This window comes from Mycolicibacterium chitae (assembly GCF_900637205.1).
Classification (GTDB): Bacteria; Actinomycetota; Actinomycetes; order Mycobacteriales; family Mycobacteriaceae; genus Mycobacterium; species Mycobacterium chitae.
The window spans coordinates 2,083,738-2,100,548 of record NZ_LR134355.1; the positions used below are offsets into that span (position 1 = coordinate 2,083,738).

The window sequence follows — 16,811 nt, forward strand, 5'->3', positions numbered from 1 at the left end:
GGGGCACGCGTCACCGAAACCACCCCGGAGGGCCCAGATGTCAGCACTGTCGTTGCGCCGAAACCGCGATATCGAGGACTGGGATGCCGAGGATGTCGAGGCCTGGGAGGCCGGCAACAGAACAATTGCGCGGCGCAACCTGATCTGGTCGATCGTCGCCGAGCACGTCGGCTTCTCCATCTGGTCGATCTGGTCGGTGATGGTGCTGTTCATGCCCGAGGACGTCTACGGCATCGATGCCGCGGGCAAGTTCTACCTGGTGGCCGTGCCAACCCTGGTCGGGGCGTTCATGCGGATCCCGTACACGGTGGCCCCGGCGCGCTACGGCGGGCGCAACTGGACCGTGTTCAGCGCGCTGCTGCTGCTCCTCCCGACCGCGCTGACCTGGTACTTCATCGCCTCGCCCGGCACCAGCTACACGACGTTCCTGGTGGTGGCGGCGTTCGCCGGTCTCGGCGGCGGCAACTTCGCCTCGTCGATGACGAACATCAACGCGTTCTACCCGCAGCGGCTCAAGGGCTGGGCGCTGGGCCTGAACGCCGGCGGCGGCAACATCGGCGTGCCGGTCATCCAGTTGGTGGCGCTGCTGGTGATCGCCACGGTGGGCAACACCCGGCCCGAGATCGTCTGCGCGGCGTATCTGGTCGCGGTCAGCCTGGCGGCCCTGGGGGCCGCGCTGTTCATGGACAACCTGCGCAACCAACGGTCCAACCTCGGCGCCCTGGCGGAAGCGCTGCGGCACAGACACTCCTGGGTCATGAGCTTCCTGTACATCGGCACCTTCGGGTCGTTCATCGGGTTCTCCTTCGCGTTCGGGCAGGTGCTCCAGATCAACTTCCTGGCCGGTGGGGAGACGCCGGCCCAGGCCGCGCTGCACGCCGCCCAGATCGCCTTCCTCGGACCGCTGCTGGGCTCGATCGCCCGGCCCTACGGCGGCAAGCTGGCCGACCGGATCGGCGGCGGGCGAATCACGCTGTACACGTTCGTCGCGATGACCTTCGCCGCGGGCATCCTGGTGGCCACCGGGATGGCCGACGACGCCCGCAGCGGCGCGCCCACGGGCGCCCAGATGGGCGCCTACGTGGCGGGATTCATCCTGCTGTTCGTGCTGTCCGGGATCGGCAACGGCTCGACCTACAAGATGATCCCGTCCATCTTCGAGGCCAAGGCGCAGGGGCGCGACGACCTGGATCGGGCCGGTAAGGCCGCCTGGTCGCGCAGCATGTCCGGCGCGCTGATCGGGTTCGCCGGGGCCGTCGGCGCCCTGGGTGGGGTGTTCATCAACATCGTGCTGCGCGCCTCCTACGTCAGCGACGCCAAGTCCGCCACCAACGCGTTCTGGGTGTTCCTCGGCTTCTACGTGGTGTGCGCCGTCGTCACCTGGTGCGTGTTCCTGCGCCTGCAGGCCCCGCGGGCCCGCCCGGTCGGGGAGAGCGCGCCGGTCCCGGCGGGGCGAGCACCACGATGACCACGACCACGACGACGACGCGGACGGCCTGCTCGTATTGCGGTGTGGGGTGCGGGATCTCGGTCGAGACCCGCCCCGACGCCGACACCGGTCGGCCGGTGATCGCCCGGGTTTCCGGGGATCGGTTGCATCCGGCCAACTTCGGCCGGCTGTGCACCAAGGGGGCCACCCACGCCGAGTTGATGGCCGCTACCGACGGGCGGCTGACCACGGCGTTGCGCCGCCCCGACCGCGCCGCCGAGGCCGTGCCGGTCGACGTCGACGAGGCGCTGGCCGAGGCCGGCGCGCGGTTGCGGGCGATCGTCGACGAACACGGCCCCGACGCGGTCGCGCTGTATGTCTCGGGTCAGATGTCGATGGAGGCCCAGTATCTGGCCACCAAGCTGGCCAAGGGATTCCTGCGGACCGTGCACATCGAGTCCAACTCGCGGCTGTGCATGGCAAGCGCCGGAACCGGTTTCAAGCAGTCGCTGGGCTCCGACGGCCCGCCGGGCTCCTACGCCGACTTCGAGGCGGCCGAATTGTTCCTGGTGATCGGCGCGAACCTGGCCGACTGCCACCCGATCCTGCACCTGCGCATGATGGATCGGGTCCGGGCCGGAGCCCGGCTGATCGTGGTGGACCCGCGGCGCACCGCCACCGCCGAGAACGCCGACCTGTACCTGCCGATCCGGCCCGGCACCGACCTGGCGCTGCTCAACGGGCTGCTGCACCTGCTGGTCGAGGCCGGTGACATCGACCGGGACTTCATCGCCGAACACACCGAGGGCTGGGACGCCATGCCGGCGTTCCTCGCCGACTACCCGCCGGAGCGCGTCGCCGAGATCACCGGACTGGACGTCGCCGACATCCGTGCCGCCGCGGCGATGATCACCGCGGCGGGGGAGTGGATGACGTGCTGGACGATGGGACTGAACCAGAGCACGCACGGGACGTGGAACACCAACGCGATCTGCAACCTGCACCTGGCCACCGGCGCCCTCTGTCGCACCGGATCCGGGCCGATGTCGCTGACCGGGCAGCCCAACGCGATGGGCGGGCGCGAAATGGGTTACATGGGACCGGGTTTGCCGGGCCAGCGCTCGGTGCTGTCCGAGGCCGACCGCGACTTCGTCGAGGCGCAGTGGGAGCTCGACCCGGGCACCATCCGCAGCGACGTCGGACCGGGCACCATCGAGATGTTCCGCCGGCTCGGCACCGGCGAGATCAAGGCCGCGTGGATCATCTGTACCAACCCGGCGGTGACGGTGCCCCGCCGCGACGCGGTGATCGCCGGGTTGCGCGCGGCCGAATTGGTGATCACCCAGGACGCCTATGCCGACACCGCGACCAACCGCTTCGCCGACATCGTGCTGCCGGCGGCGCTGTGGGCCGAATCCGATGCGGTGATGGTCAATTCCGAGCGGAACCTGACGTTGCTGCAGCAGAGTGTCCCGGCCCTCGGCGATGCGCGCCCCGACTGGGAGCTGATCTGCGGGGTGGCCCGCCACCTCGGATTCGGTGAGCAGTTCGACTACAAGTCCAGCGAGCAGATCTTCGACGAGATCCGTCGATTCCACAATCCCGCAACCGGTTACGACCTGCGCGGGGCCAGCTACGAGCGGCTGCGCGAAACCCCGCTGCAGTGGCCGTGCCCGCCCGAGATCCCGGGGGACGACGACCGCAACCCGATCCGCTACCTCAACGACGGGGTCTCCCAGGAGCTGTTCGTCGACGCCGACGGGCACCGGCCGCGGCTGGCGTTCGCCACCCCCAGCCGCCGCGCGGTGTTCCATCCGCGCCCGCACTTGCCCGCCGCGGAGATGCCCGACGACGACTACCCGCTGGTGCTCAACACCGGTCGCCTGCAACACCAGTGGCACACGATGACCAAGACCGGCAACGTGGCCAAGCTGAACCGGCTCAACTCGTCACCGTTCGTCGAGATCCACCCCGACGACGCCGCGGCGCTGGACATCGTCGACGGTGCCGAGGTGGCGATCCGGTCGCGGCGCGGTACGGCGGTGCTGCCGGCCGTGCTGACCGACCGGGTCCGTCCCGGCAGCGTCTGGGCGCCGTTCCACTGGGACGACGCCGACGGCAGGCGCTTCGCCATCAACACCGTCACCAACGATGCGGTGGACGCCGAATCGCTGCAGCCCGAACTCAAGGTCTGCGCGGTGCGGCTCGAATTGGTCTCCGCGCCCGTCGAAGCGACCCCGGCAGCCGCCCCTGTCGCGGCCGCCCCCGAGCCGGGCGGGCCGCTGCTGCTGTGGGCCTCGCAGACCGGCAACGCCGAGGAACTCGCCGGTGCCCTGGGCGGGCGGCTCGGCGGGGTGCGGCTGCGGACGCTGGACCAGACCGCGCTGAGCGATCTGACGGCCGCGGGGGAGGTGCTCGTCGTCACCAGCACCTTCGGCGACGGGGGTCCGCCGGACAACGGCGCGGACTTCTGGGCCCGGCTGTCCGCACCGGAGGCGCCGTCGCTGGCCGGGGTGCGCTTCGCGGTGCTCGGCCTCGGCGACCGCGCCTACGCCGACTTCTGCGGCTACGCCAGGGTGCTGGATGCCCGGCTGGCCGAACTGGGCGCCACCCGCCTGCTCGACCGCGCCGACCACGAGGTGCACGAGGAGCAGCCGCTGGGCCGCTGGACCGACAAAGTTGTTGAGCTGCTCGGGGTTTCGCCGGACTCGGCGCCCAGCGCAGCGCCGTCGGGGCCCGCACCCTTCACCCGCACCCGGCCGATCGCCGCCCCGCTGTGCCGCAACCGACTCCTCACCCCGGGCACCGCGGCCAAGGAGGTTCGCCAGTTCGGCTTCGACATCAGCGGCCACGACGTCGAGTACGCCGCGGGGGATTCCCTGGGCGTCTATGTCGCCAACAATGCGGCCGTGGTGGACGAGTGGCTGGCCGCCACCGGACTTTCCGGCGCGGCCACCGTCGTCGTCGACGGCGCCGAAACCGAACTGCGCCAGGCGCTCACGTCGCACTACGACATCGCCAAGGTGACGCCGAACCTGCTGGACTTCCTGGCCGAGCGCACCACCGACCGCGCCCGGGCCAAGCGGTTGCGCCGCCGCGACGCGCTGGAGAAGTGGCTGGTCGACCGCAACGGCCTCGACGTGGTCCGGGATTTCGCCGTCCGCGCCGACCCCGAGGAGTGGCAGGAGGTGCTGGTGCGGCTGACCCCGCGGCAGTACTCGATCTCGTCGAGCCCGCTGGTCAGCCCCCACGAGATCCAACTGACGGTCTCGGTGCTGCGCTACCGCAGCCCCGAAGGGGCCGTGCGCGGCGGTGTGGCCTCGACCCACCTGGCGGATCTGCCCGCGGATACGCCGGTGGAGGTGTTCCTGCAGCGCTCGCCGCACTTCCGGCCCCCGCAACGGTCGGAGACCCCGATGATCATGGTCGGGCCGGGCACCGGCATCGCGCCGTTCCGGGGGTTCCTGCAGGAGCGGCGCGCGCTCGGGCACACCGGCGGCAACTGGCTGTTCTTCGGCGATCAGCACCGCGAGCAGAACTTCTACTACCGCGCCGAACTCGAGGACATGCTCGACGACGGCATCCTGACCCGCCTGGACGTGGCATTCTCGCGGGATCAGGCCAAGCGGGTCTACGTGCAGCATCGGATGCGGGCCGCCGGCGCGCAACTGTGGCGCTGGCTGGCCGACGGCGCGCACTTCTACGTGTGCGGGGATGCCGCCCGGATGGCCCGCGACGTCGACACGGCGCTGACCGACATCATCCGCACCCACGGTCGGATGAGCGAGGAGGCCGCGCGGGACTACAAGCGCGAACTGATCGCGGAGAAGCGCTACCTGCGGGATGTGTACTGACTGGGTGTCCGAGGGGGGACTTGAACCCCCACGCCCGTTAATAGGGCACTAGCACCTCAAGCTAGCGCGTCTGCCATTCCGCCACTCGGACATCACCCACCGGGAAGCGTCCGCGGTGGGCAGCTAAGGCTAACGGATCGGGTCCGGTTGGCCCAAACCCAACCCCCGCATTGCGGCCCGCAACTGGTAGACAGGCACTGTGACCTCACCGCTGCGCTCCGTCGACGAGGTGGTCGACCTCGTCAGCACCCTGATCAGGTTCGACACCTCCAACACCGGGGTGCCGGAGACCACCAAGGGCGAGGCCGAATGCGCCCGGTGGGTGGTCGAGCAGCTCGAGGCCGTCGGATACGAGTGTGAATACCTCGAGTCGGGCGCGCCCGGGCGGGCCAACGTGTTCACCCGGTTGCGCGGCGCCGACCCCGCGCGCGGGGCCCTGCTGCTGCACGGGCACCTCGACGTCGTCCCGGCCGAGGCCGCGGACTGGAGCGTGCACCCGTTCTCCGGGGCCGTCGAGGACGGCTACGTGTGGGGCCGCGGCGCCATCGACATGAAGAACATGGTCGGCATGATGATCGCGGTCGCGCGGCACTTCAAGCGCGCCGGCATCGTGCCGCCGCGCGATCTGGTGTTCGCCTTCGTCGCCGACGAGGAGGCCGGCGGCACCTACGGCTGCAAGTGGCTCGTCGACCACCGTCCCGACCTGTTCGAGGGCATCACCGAGGCCATCGGTGAGGTGGGCGGCTTCTCGCTGACCATCCCGCGCCGCGACGGGGGAGAACGCCGGCTGTACCTGATCGAGACCGCCGAGAAGGGCATGCTGTGGATGCGCCTGACGGCCCGCAACCGCGCCGGGCACGGTTCGATGGTGCACGACGACAACGCGGTCACCGCGGTCGCCGAGGCGGTCGCCAAGCTGGGCCGGCACCAGTTCCCGATCGTCATGCACGAGGCGGTGGCCGAGTTCCTGGCCGCGGTCACCGAGGAGACCGGCTACACCTTCGACCCGGATTCGCCCGATCTGGACGGCACCATCGCCAAGCTCGGTCCCATCTCGCGGATCATCGGGGCCACGCTGCGTGACACCGCGAACCCGACCATGCTCAAGGCCGGCTACAAGGCCAACGTGATCCCGGCGACCGCGGAGGCCGTGCTGGACTGCCGGGTGGTGCCGGGGCGCCAGGCCGCCTTCGAACGCGAGGTCGACGAGATCATCGGCCCCGATGTGCAGCGCGAATGGATCACCGAACTGCCTTCGTACCAAACGACTTTCGACGGCGACCTGGTGGAGGCGATGAACGCCGCGATCCTGGCCACCGATCCCGAGGCCCGCACCGTGCCCTACATGCTCTCCGGGGGCACCGACGCCAAGCACTTCGCCCGGCTGGGGATCCGCTGCTTTGGCTTCGTACCGCTGCAGTTGCCGCCTGAACTGGACTTCTCCGCGCTGTTCCACGGGGTCGACGAGCGGGTCCCCGTCGACGCGCTGATCTTCGGCACCGAGGTGCTCGAACACTTCCTGAAGAACTGCTAGACCCGACACAACCCAACAGAAAGGCAACCATGGCGTTCCCGTACAACCCCTACGATCACCTGCCGAAACTGCCCGGCTTCACCCTCACCTCGACCTCGGTGAAAGACGGCGGCCCGCTGGACAACGCTCAGGTCAGCGGCCTGATGGGGGCCGGCGGCGAGGACGTCTCCCCGCAGCTGAGCTGGTCGGGCTTCCCGGAGGAGACCCGCAGCTTCGCCGTGACGGTCTACGACCCGGACGCGCCGACGGCCTCGGGCTTCTGGCACTGGGCGGTGGCCAACCTGCCCGGTACGGTCACCGAGCTGCCCGCCGGCATCGGCGACGGCAGCGAATTGCCCGGCAGCGCAATCACCTTGGCCAACGATGCCGGCATGCGCCGCTACGTCGGCGCGGCCCCGCCGGCCGGTCACGGCGTGCACCGCTACTTCATCGCCGTGCACGCGCTGCAGGTCGAGAAGCTCGAGATCGACGAGAGCGCCTCGCCGGCCTACCTGGGCTTCAACCTGTTCATGAACGCCATCGCCCGCGCGGTCATCCACGGCACCTACGAACAGAAGTAGCTGACGCACCGGAAGCGGTGGGTTACGGCGCGGCCGAGCCCACCGCTTCGCTCAGCGAGGCGAACCCGCCGGCGCGCAGCCGCTGGGCCAGCCCGTCGTGAATGTTCTTGGCCCACATGCCGCCGCCGTAGACGAATCCCGTGTAGCCCTGCAGCAGCGCGGCCCCGGCGGTGATCCGCTCCCAGGCGTCGTCGGCGGTCTCGATGCCCCCGACGCTGATCAGCACCAGCTCCGAGCCGGCCCGCGCGTGCAGCCGGTGCAACACCTCGAGGGCCCGGCGCGCCACGGGCGGCCCGGAGACCCCGCCGGCGCCCAGCGCGTCGACCCCGGGCGTCCGCAGTCCCTCGCGGGACACCGTGGTGTTGGTGGCGACGATGCCGGCCAGGCCCAATTCCATTGCAAGATCGGCGATCTCGTCGATATCGGAATCTGAGAGGTCCGGCGCGATCTTCACCAGCACCGGGGTGGCGGTCTCCTCGAGCACCGCCTGCAGGATGGGCCGCAGCGTCTGCACCGCCTGCAGGTCCCGCAGGCCAGGGGTGTTGGGGGAGCTGACGTTGACCACCAGGTAGCTCGCCAGCGAGCCGAGCAGGCGCGCGCTGGCGCGGTAGTCGTCGACGGCGTGCTCGGGCGGGGTCGCCTTGGTCTTGCCGATGTTGACCCCGATCGGCACGTCGGGGCGATGGCGGGCCAGCTGCAGCGCCAACGCGCCCGCACCGTGGTTGTTGAAGCCCATCCGGTTGAGCAGGCCGCGGTCCTCGGGCAGCCGGAACAGCCGGGGCTGCGGGTTGCCGGGCTGGGCCTGCGCGGTGACGGTGCCCACCTCGGCGTAGCCGAACCCGAGGGCGCCCCAGGTGTGCAGGCCCGCGCCGTTCTTGTCGAACCCGGCGGCCAGCCCCAGCGGGCCCGGGAAACGCACGCCGAACACGGTGCTGGCCAGGATTGGGTCGTGCGGGGCCAGCAGGGCGTGCAGGCGGCGCCGGGGTGGGCCCCACGCGGTCGCCGAGCGCAGCGCGCCGAACACCACCGTGTGGATCCGTTCGGCGGGCACCGCGAACAGCCCGCGGCGCAACGTCTGGTACATCTACAGCCCCGGGATCGGTTCGGCGTGCGGATTCTGCACGCGGGTCTTTTTGCGCCGCAACAACACCCGGCGTGACCCGTCGGTGTACAGCCGGACCTTGCTCAGCTCCCAGCCGCGGTACTCGGCCTCGATGGACAGCCGGGTGGAGGCGGTCAGGCGGGTCACGTCCGGCGGCAGCCGCAGCGGGATCCACTCGTACTCGTCGGACAGGTCGTGGTCCCAGCCCCTCGGCAGTCGCGCGCGCGCCGCCCGATTCGTCACGGCGAGCCCGTCGCGTCGCGGATCACCTGGACCCCCGCGCCCGATCCCGACACCACGTACAAGGTGTCGGTGGCGTCGTCGAAGGCCAGGCTGTTCGGTTGCTGCACGGTGGGATAACGCACCTTTTCCACGGGGATTCCAGTGGACAGATCGTAACCAACCACGGTGTTGGCCGCCGTCTGCGACACCCACGCCAGTTCGCTCGAGCCGGCCAGGCCGTAGGGCGCCGAGGCCACCGGGTAGCGCTGCCGCAGGATCAGCGGGTTGGCGGAGAACACCAGCAGCGCCCCGCCGCGGGTGTCGGCCACCAGGATCCGGCCCGCCGGGTCGGCGACCATGGTGGTCGCGCCCTCGCCGGCGCGCAGCGCCTGGGCCACCTCGGCGTTGGCGTCGAGCGCGGTCACCGAGGTCTGGCCGCGGTCCAGCACCATCGCGGTATCACCTTCGGTGACAATCGAATCCACCCGCGCGAAGATCTTGCGGTAGTCGCCGACGTCGGCCTCCGGGCCGTCGGTGGCCGCCAGGATGACCACCGCGCCGTCGGCGCTGCCGAGCACCATGCGGCCGTCGGCGCGCCGGTCCAGCGCGGTGAAGACGGTGTCGGCGTGCTCGCGGACCGCGACGCGGCGGACCGCGCCGTCGGGCGCGGTGGGGTCGACGACGAAGTAGCCGCCGCGGGTCGACAGGTAGAGCCGGTCCTCGTCGCGGGCCAGCGCGATGGCCCGCCCGGGCAGCTCGATCACCCGTCCGGGACCGGCCGCGGTGTCGAACACCGTCAGCGTGGCCGGCGCCGAGGCGTCGGCGCCGGGGCTGAGCACCACCAGGGCGTCCGCGCCCGGATCGAACACGGCGGCCTGCGCGGGCGCGTCCAGCGGCCGCACGGTGCCCGCGGGCGCGTGCGCGGGCGCCGGCGCACGCGCGGGGGAGGCCGGGGGAATGGTCGCCGGGGCCAGCTCGACCGGCGCCGAGGAGCACGCCACGCCGCCCAGCAGGGCCAGCGCGGCGAGGACGGCGGCGGCCGACACGGGGAACCTTCGTTGCTGTAGCACTGCCGAAAGACTCTATCCGGCACCACCAACCGCCCCGGTCGACCCCGGCGGTATGGTCGGGCCCATGTCCCAGGGCGCAGACACCGGACTGGGCGACGAGTTCGCCGTGGAAGATCTCACGACCGGGCCCCACGCCAGCGGTTTCGGCTCCGTCGGCGACGGCCGGACGTTCGCCTTCCTCGTGCACGACCATCAGGACCTGCGGGTCGAGATCTACCGGCCGCGGCTGGCCGGCCCGGTGCCGCAGCGCGAGGACGTGGTGGCCTCGACCACTCGCAGCTGCAAGGGCGTCGACCTGGCCGACGAGCGCAGCCTGATCGCCGCGGTGCGCGACGCGGTCACCGAGGCGGCCGCCCGCCCGGCACGCTGAGCCGTCCCGGCGGCCCACGGTACGGTCGTCGGCGTGGAAGTGGCGGCGATGTCCTGGCTGCAGGTCGTGGTGTTGTCGATCGTGCAGGGGCTCACCGAATTCCTGCCGGTCTCCTCCTCCGGGCATCTGGCGATCACCTCGCGGCTGTTCTTCTCCGACGACGCCGGTGCCTCGTTCACCGCGGTCTCGCAGCTGGGCACCGAGGCCGCCGTGCTGCTGTACTTCGCCAAGGACATCGTCCGGATCGTGCGGGCGTGGTTCGCGGGCCTGTTCGACGCCACCCGCCGCGACAACGTCGACTACCGGATGGGCTGGTTCGTCATCATCGGCACCATCCCGATCTGCGTGCTGGGCCTGCTGTTCAAGGACGTGATCCGCGGCGGCGCGCGCAACCTGTGGCTGGTGGCCTCGGCGCTGATCGTGTTCTCGGTGGTCATCGCGCTCGCCGAGTACGTCGGCCGGCAGACCCGCCATGCCGAGCAGCTGACCTGGCGCGACGCGGTCATCGTCGGGTTTGCCCAGTGCCTGGCGCTGGTGCCGGGGGTGTCGCGCTCGGGGGCGACCATCAGCGCCGGGCTGTTCCTGGGAGTGGACCGCGAGTTGGCCGCCCGGTTCGGCTTCCTGCTGGCCATCCCCGCGGTGTTCGCCTCCGGGTTGTTCTCGCTGCCGGACGCGTTCGCCCCGGTCAGCGAGGGAATGAGCGCGACGGGCCCGCAGTTGTTGGTGGCGGTGCTGATCGCGTTCGTGGTGGGCTTCGTCGCGGTCGCCTGGTTGCTGCGGTTCCTGACCCGGCACAGCATGTACTGGTTCGTCGGCTACCGCGTGGCCCTCGGCGTGCTGGTACTGATCCTTCTCGGAACTGGAGTGATGAGCGCGACATGACAGTGATCTTGCTGCGGCACGGCCGCTCCACCTCGAACACCGCGCACACCCTGGCGGGCCGCAGCGCCGGCGTCGATCTCGACGACAAGGGCCGCCAGCAGGCCGACGCGCTGGTCGAGCGGCTGGCGACCCTGCCCATCAAGGCGCTGGTGCGGTCCCCGCTGCTGCGTTGCGAGCGCACGCTGGAACCGCTGGCGGCGGCGCTGTCGCTGGCGCCGACGGTCGAGGAGCGGATCAGCGAGGTCGACTACGGCGCGTGGACCGGCCGCCCCATCGGCGAACTGGTCAAGGAGCCGCTGTGGTCGGTGGTGCAGCAGCAGCCCAGCGCCGCGATCTTCCCCGACGGTGAGGGGCTGGCCGCGGTGCAGTCCCGGGCGGTCGCCGCGGTCCGCGAACACGACCGTCGGCTGGCCGAGGCGCACGGCGGCGACGCGCTGTGGGTGGCCTGCACCCACGGCGATGTCATCAAGGCCGTCATCGCCGACGCGCTCGGCCTGCACCTGGACGGCTTCCAGCGCATCACCGCCGACCCGGCGTCGTGCAGCGTGATCCGCTACACGGCGGTGCGGCCGTTCGTGGTCCACGTCAACCACACCGGGCCGGCGCTGGCCAACGTGCTCAGTGCGCCGCCGGCCGCCGAAACCAATGGAGAGAACCCTGCCGCGGGCGACGCCGTCGTCGGCGGCTCGACGGACTGATCCCGACGTCGCCGGTGCGAGCCGGTATTTTGGAGGTCGCCATGGCCCGTGCAATTCACGTCTTCCGGACCCCCGACCGCTTTGTGGCCGGGACCGTCGGTCAACCCGGAAACCGGACCTTCTACCTGCAAGCCGTCCACGACACCCGGGTGGTCTCGGTGGTCCTGGAGAAGCAGCAGGTCGAGGTGCTCGCCGACCGGATCGGTGCGCTGCTGGTCGAGATCAACCGCCGGTTCGGCACGCCGCTGCCGCCGGAGTCCGCGGACGTCGAGGACCTCAACCCGCTCGAGACGCCGGTCGACGCGGAGTTCCGGGTCGGCACCATGGGCCTGGGCTGGGACTCCGAGGCCCAGACCGTGGTGGTGGAGTTGCTCGCGGTCACCGACACCGAGTTCGACGCGTCAGTGGTGCTCGACGACGCCGAGGAGGGGCCCGACGCGGTGCGGGTGTTCCTCAGCCCGGAATCGGCGCGCCAGTTCGCCAATCGTTCCCAGCGGGTGATCTCGGCGGGTCGGCCGCCCTGCCCGCTGTGCGAGGAACCGCTGGATGCCGACGGTCACATCTGCGTGCGCACCAACGGCTACCGGCGCGCCGAACTGTTCGGGTCCGACGATGACCCCCAACCCTGAGCCCCCCAGCCCTGAGCACGCGGCGGTCCTGCGCGACGGTGAGCTGACGGTGCTGGGCCGGATCCGCTCGGCCAGCAACGCCACCTTCCTGTGCGAGGCCGAACTCGACGGGCAGCGCACGCACTGCGTCTACAAGCCGGTCAGCGGCGAACAACCGCTGTGGGACTTTCCCGACGGCACGCTGGCCGGCCGCGAGCTGGGCACCTACCTGGTCTCCGCCGCGCTGGGCTGGAACATCGTGCCGCACACCATCATTCGTTCCGGTCCGGCCGGTCCGGGCATGGTGCAGCAGTGGGTGGACCAGCCGGAAAGCCCACCCGGGGAAACCGATGCCGGACCCGACCTGGTCGACCTGTGCCCCGTCGACAACCTGCCCGCCGGCTATCTGCCGGTGCTGCGGGCCTACGACTACGCCGGCGACGAGGTGCTGCTCATCCACGCCGACGACCCGCGGCTGGTGCGGATGGCGGTCTTCGACGTCCTGGTCAACAACGCCGACCGCAAGGGCGGGCACATCCTGTCCGGCGTCGACGGCCGCGTCTACGGCGTGGACCACGGCCTGTGCCTGCACACCGAGGACAAGCTGCGCACGGTGTTGTGGGGGTGGGCCGGCAAGCCCGTCGACGACGACATCCTCGAAGCGGTGGCCGAGGTGCAGGACGCCCTGGCCGGCGAGCTCGCCGAACAGTTGGCCCCGCACGTCACCGGCGCGGAGATCGCCGCGCTGCGGGCTCGGGCGCGCGAGTTGCTCGACGACCCGGTGATGCCGGCGCCCAACCGCTCCCGGCCCATCCCGTGGCCGGCGTTCTGAGTCAGGCCGGGCGCCAGGTCAGGATGCCGCCGTCGGCCAGCTTCGACAGGTGCAGCTGATCGCCGGCGAACAGGTAGGTCCGCACGTGCTCCAGTGAGCTGGTGACCTGCTGGTCCATCGACGGCTGCGGGCAGAACATCTGCGTCACGGCGATGGGTCCGAACGTCAGCGACCCGGAGTCCCCGTCGCCGCTGGGCTCGGCGGTGTAGCTGCCGTTGCCGCGGTTGCAGTCCAGCTGGAAGTAGGCCTTGCCGTCCTCGCCGAACTCGACGGTGAACTTGGTGGGGTCGGGCACCTCGGTGGCCTCGGCGTCGGCCATCGACTGCACGGACACCAGCTCCCAGCTGGTGCCGGTCAATGTCCGCGGCGGCGCCTCGGAACCACACGCGACCAGCGGCGCAACCGCGGTCAGGAAGATCACGGCCGCCGACGCTGTTGTACGCATGTGCCGAATTTACCGTCAGCCCAGCCCCCGGCCACAGCGTGCACGCTCATCGCGGATACTGACACGGTGACAGAGGCGGGCGGCAGCAACGAGAACCAGACCGACGCCGCGCTTGCCGCCGACCTGGCCGTCGACGCGGGAAATCTCCTGTTGGCGATGCGCGAGGAGGTCGGCTTCGACTATCCGTGGATGCTCGGCGACGCCGGCGACAGCCAGGCCAACAAGCTGCTGCTGCGTCGACTGGCCGCCGAACGCCCGGACGACGCGGTGCTGTCCGAGGAGGCCCCCGACGACCTGAGCCGGCTGCAGTCCGACCGGGTGTGGATCATCGACCCCGTCGACGGCACCCGCGAATACTCCACCCCCCGCCGCGCCGACTGGGCCGTGCACATCGCGCTGTGGCAGCGCGTCGGCGGCCCGCACGGGCGCATCACCGACGCCGCGGTGTCGCTGCCGGCCAGCGGCGAGGTGTTCCGGTCCGACACCGTGGTCGCCGGCCCGCGCCGCGACCCGGCCGCGCCCATCCGCATCACCGCCAGCGCCAACCGGCCGCCGGCCGTGCTGTACCGGATGTCGCAGTACGTCGACTTCGAGTTGGTCCGGATCGGCTCGGCCGGCGCCAAGGCCATGGCCGTGGTGCGCGGCGACGTCGACGCCTACATCCACGCCGGCGGGCAGTGGGAATGGGACTCGGCCGCGCCGGGCGGCGTCATCCAGGCCGCGGGCATGCACGCCTCCCGCCTCGACGGGGCCCCGATGCTCTACAACCGCCCCGACCCGTACCTGCCCGATCTGCTGATGTGCCGGGCCGAATTCGCTGACGTGCTGCTCGACGCGATCCGGTCGGCCAGTTGAGGAGCCCCATGGACACCCGAATAGAGTTCGACGCTATGCAATCGTGGTCGGCCGCTTCAGTTCCGGAGTTGCCCGGTCGGGCACCGCAGTTGCGACTGTTCGACAGCGCGGACCGGCAGGTGCGTCCCGTCGCGCCGGGCCCCACGGCCACCATGTACGTCTGCGGCATCACCCCGTACGACGCCACCCACCTCGGGCACGCCGCGACGTATCTGGCCTTCGATCTGGTGTACCGGATGTGGCTGGATTCCGGGCATCAGGTGCACTACGTGCAGAACATCACCGACATCGACGATCCGCTGTTCGAGCGGGCCGACCGGGACGGCATCCACTGGCGCGACCTCGGCGACCGCGAGACCCAGCTGTTCCGCGAGGACATGAGCGCGCTGCGGGTGCTGCCGCCGCAGGACTACGTCGCGGCCACCGACGCCATCGACGAGGTCATCGAACTCGTCGAGAAGATGCTGGCCTCCGGCGCGGCCTACACCGTCGACGACGCCGAGTTCCCCGACGTCTACTTCCGGGCCGACGCCACCGAGCAGTTCGGCTACGAGTCCGGCTACGACCAGGACACCATGCGCGCGCTGTTCGCCGAGCGCGGCGGGGACCCCGACCGGGCCGGCAAGGCCGATCCGCTCGACGCGCTGGTGTGGCGGGCCGCCCGCGAGGGTGAGCCCAGCTGGGAGTCGCCGTTCGGTCCGGGCCGGCCGGGCTGGCACGTCGAGTGTTCGGCCATCGCGCTGACGCGCCTGGGCATGGGTTTCGACGTGCAGGGCGGCGGCAGCGACCTGATCTTCCCGCACCACGAGTTCTCGGCCGCGCACGCCGAATCGGTCACCGAGCAGCGCCGGTTCGCGCGCCACTACGTCCACGCCGGGATGATCGGCTGGGACGGCGAGAAGATGTCCAAGAGCCTGGGCAACCTGGTGCTGGTCTCGAAGCTGCGCGCCGACGGGGTGGACCCGGGCGCCATCCGGCTCGGGCTGTTCGCGGGGCATTACCGCACCGACCGGTTCTGGAGCCCGCAGGTGCTCGCCGACGCGCAGCAGCGGCTGGCCCGCTGGCGCGAGGCCGTCGCGCTGCCCGCCGGTCCCGACGCCGCCGACGTGCTCGCGCGGGTGCGGCGCTACCTGGCCGACGACCTGGACACCCCCGGGGCGCTGACGGCCCTGGACGGCTGGTGTACCGACGCGCTGGAGTACGGCGGCCACGACGAGCAGGCACCCAAGTTGGTGGCCACCGCGGTCGACGCGCTGCTCGGTATCGCGCTCTAGCGCCCGAACCCGGGGCTGCCGCCGGGGCCGCGCCGCCGCAGGTAGCGCTCGAACTCCGCGGCCAGGGCGTCGCCGTCGATCTTGCCCAGCGCCTCGTGCAGGTCCACCTCGGCGTCGCCGCGCTCCTCCAGCGACGCGACGTACTCGGCGACCTCGTCGTCCTCGGCGGTCATCTCGGTGACGGCCTGTTCCCATTCCTCGGCCTGCTGCGGCAGGTCCGCCAGCGGCACCTCGATGTCGAGGACGTCCTCGACCCGGCGCAGCAGCGCCACGGTGGCCTTCGGGTTCGGCGGATGGGACACGTAGTGGGGGACCGCGGCCCAGAACGTCACCGCGGGGATGCCCGCGGCCACGCACGCGTCCTGGAACACCCCGGCGATGCCGGTCGGCCCCTCGTAGCGGGTCTCCTCGAGGCCGAAGTACTGGGCCGAGTTCGACGAGTACGCCGCGCCCGACACCGGAACCGGGCGGGTGTGCGGCGTGTCGGCCAGCAACGCGCCGAGGATGACCACGGTGTCCACGTCGAGTTTCTCGGCGATCCCCAACAGTTCGGCGCAGAACGACCGCCACCGCATGTTGGGTTCGACGCCGTGCATCAGCACGATGTCGCGCTCGCTGCCGGGCGGGCGGCAGTGCGAGACCCGCATCGACGGCCAGACCAACTCCCTGGTCACGCCGTCGAGCTGCCGGATCACCGGGCGGTTGACCTGGTAGTCGTAGTACGACTCGTCGTCGATGTCCACGATCGCCGACGCCTCCCAGATGGCGTCGAGGTGCGCAACGGCGTCGCTGGCCGCATCGCCGGCATCGTTCCAGCCTTCGAAGGCCGCCACAATGATGGTGTTGTGGAGTTCGGGCAGATCAACTCTGCGGGAATCCGGCGAGGTCACCAACCCAGCGTACGACCTCGGGCCGGAAATACGCCCACGAGCAACACCCTGGCTGTGGGGTGTCCCGACGACGAACCGGTGACCACGTAGACTTTTTGGGTCGAGAGGCGTTGCAACGGTTATTCGGGGCGGGCACCCGTAATATCCGCCACGCTCGGCAGAGTCAAGGACGCCTTCCGTCATGGG

General features: G+C 70.9%; 16 protein-coding genes and 1 tRNA gene. 11 read left to right on the forward strand and 6 right to left on the reverse strand.

Annotated elements, in window-relative coordinates:
• The first annotated feature begins 37 nt into the window (after positions 1-37).
• The gene (locus EL338_RS09840; protein WP_126333593.1) at positions 38-1,468 is read left to right on the forward strand and encodes a nitrate/nitrite transporter; all 1,431 of its coding nucleotides are present in this window, start codon (positions 38-40) and stop codon (positions 1,466-1,468) included.
• Complete coding sequence (locus tag EL338_RS09845) at positions 1,465-5,283, forward strand: bifunctional nitrate reductase/sulfite reductase flavoprotein subunit alpha (protein WP_126333594.1); 3,819 nt, start codon at positions 1,465-1,467, stop codon at positions 5,281-5,283. The genes EL338_RS09840 and EL338_RS09845 overlap by 4 nt, the downstream gene beginning before the upstream one ends.
• A 5-nt stretch (positions 5,284-5,288) precedes the next feature.
• Here the strand turns inward: EL338_RS09845 and EL338_RS09850 are convergent.
• Positions 5,289-5,374: transfer RNA gene (locus EL338_RS09850), tRNA-Leu, on the reverse strand.
• A 108-nt stretch (positions 5,375-5,482) separates the two neighbouring features.
• On the opposite strand from EL338_RS09850, the gene EL338_RS09855 reads away from it, so the two are divergent.
• Positions 5,483-6,817 (forward strand): M20/M25/M40 family metallo-hydrolase, encoded by a 1,335-nt coding sequence (locus EL338_RS09855; protein WP_126333595.1) that lies wholly within the window; start codon positions 5,483-5,485, stop codon positions 6,815-6,817.
• 29 nt (positions 6,818-6,846) lie between these two features.
• The gene (locus tag EL338_RS09860) at positions 6,847-7,377 is read left to right on the forward strand and encodes a YbhB/YbcL family Raf kinase inhibitor-like protein (protein WP_126333596.1); all 531 of its coding nucleotides are present in this window, start codon (positions 6,847-6,849) and stop codon (positions 7,375-7,377) included.
• Positions 7,378-7,399: 22 nt separating this feature from the next.
• Here EL338_RS09860 and EL338_RS09865 read toward each other — a convergent pair whose 3' ends face one another.
• From EL338_RS09865 to EL338_RS09875, 3 genes are read right to left on the reverse strand one after another with little or no spacing between them, the layout of a single operon-like run.
• The gene (locus EL338_RS09865) at positions 7,400-8,461 is read right to left on the reverse strand and encodes a quinone-dependent dihydroorotate dehydrogenase (protein ID WP_126333597.1); all 1,062 of its coding nucleotides are present in this window, start codon (positions 8,459-8,461) and stop codon (positions 7,400-7,402) included.
• Positions 8,462-8,722: a DUF5703 family protein gene (locus EL338_RS09870; RefSeq protein ID WP_126333598.1), complete on the reverse strand. Its 261-nt coding sequence runs from the start codon at positions 8,720-8,722 to the stop codon at positions 8,462-8,464. It abuts the gene before it with no gap.
• On the reverse strand, positions 8,719-9,747 hold the full coding sequence (locus EL338_RS09875; protein WP_435404900.1) for a YncE family protein: 1,029 nt from the start codon (positions 9,745-9,747) through the stop codon (positions 8,719-8,721). Before EL338_RS09875 ends, EL338_RS09870 begins: the two co-directional genes overlap by 4 nt.
• An 88-nt stretch (positions 9,748-9,835) precedes the next feature.
• Here EL338_RS09875 and EL338_RS09880 point away from each other — a divergent pair, with 88 nt between their 5' ends.
• Genes EL338_RS09880 through EL338_RS09900 form a run of 5 tightly spaced genes read left to right on the forward strand, consistent with a single transcriptional unit; the run spans position 9,836 to position 13,161 of the window.
• Positions 9,836-10,141 carry a hypothetical protein gene (locus EL338_RS09880; RefSeq protein ID WP_126333600.1) on the forward strand — a complete coding sequence of 102 codons (306 nt, stop codon included), beginning with the start codon at positions 9,836-9,838 and terminating at the stop codon, positions 10,139-10,141.
• A gap of 48 nt (positions 10,142-10,189) precedes the next feature.
• A complete protein-coding gene (locus EL338_RS09885) occupies positions 10,190-11,023 on the forward strand; it encodes an undecaprenyl-diphosphate phosphatase (RefSeq protein WP_126336777.1) in 834 nt (277 codons plus the stop codon).
• Positions 11,020-11,721: a histidine phosphatase family protein gene (locus EL338_RS09890; RefSeq protein WP_126333601.1), complete on the forward strand. Its 702-nt coding sequence runs from the start codon at positions 11,020-11,022 to the stop codon at positions 11,719-11,721. Before EL338_RS09885 ends, EL338_RS09890 begins: the two co-directional genes overlap by 4 nt.
• Positions 11,722-11,762: 41 nt before the next feature.
• Positions 11,763-12,350: an Rv2134c family protein gene (locus tag EL338_RS09895; RefSeq protein WP_126333602.1), complete on the forward strand. Its 588-nt coding sequence runs from the start codon at positions 11,763-11,765 to the stop codon at positions 12,348-12,350.
• Positions 12,334-13,161, forward strand: coding sequence for an Rv2133c family protein (locus tag EL338_RS09900; protein ID WP_179967188.1), 828 nt, complete (start codon positions 12,334-12,336; stop codon positions 13,159-13,161). Before EL338_RS09895 ends, EL338_RS09900 begins: the two co-directional genes overlap by 17 nt.
• A gap of 1 nt (position 13,162) precedes the next feature.
• Here the strand turns inward: EL338_RS09900 and EL338_RS09905 are convergent, their stop codons facing one another.
• Positions 13,163-13,606, reverse strand: a complete 444-nt coding sequence (locus EL338_RS09905; protein WP_126333604.1) for an META domain-containing protein — start codon at positions 13,604-13,606, stop codon at positions 13,163-13,165.
• Positions 13,607-13,672: 66 nt separating this feature from the next.
• Here EL338_RS09905 and EL338_RS09910 point away from each other — a divergent pair, with 66 nt between their 5' ends.
• Positions 13,673-14,461: a 3'(2'),5'-bisphosphate nucleotidase CysQ gene (locus EL338_RS09910; protein WP_235666426.1), complete on the forward strand. Its 789-nt coding sequence runs from the start codon at positions 13,673-13,675 to the stop codon at positions 14,459-14,461.
• Positions 14,462-14,496: 35 nt separating this feature from the next.
• On the forward strand, positions 14,497-15,735 hold the full coding sequence (mshC, locus tag EL338_RS09915) for a cysteine--1-D-myo-inosityl 2-amino-2-deoxy-alpha-D-glucopyranoside ligase (RefSeq protein ID WP_126333605.1): 1,239 nt from the start codon (positions 14,497-14,499) through the stop codon (positions 15,733-15,735).
• Here the strand turns inward: mshC and EL338_RS09920 are convergent.
• Entirely contained in the window at positions 15,732-16,628 is an 897-nt protein-coding gene (locus tag EL338_RS09920) for a PAC2 family protein (RefSeq protein WP_126333606.1), read from the reverse strand. The genes mshC and EL338_RS09920 overlap by 4 nt on opposite strands.
• Between the last annotated feature and the right edge of the window lie 183 nt (positions 16,629-16,811).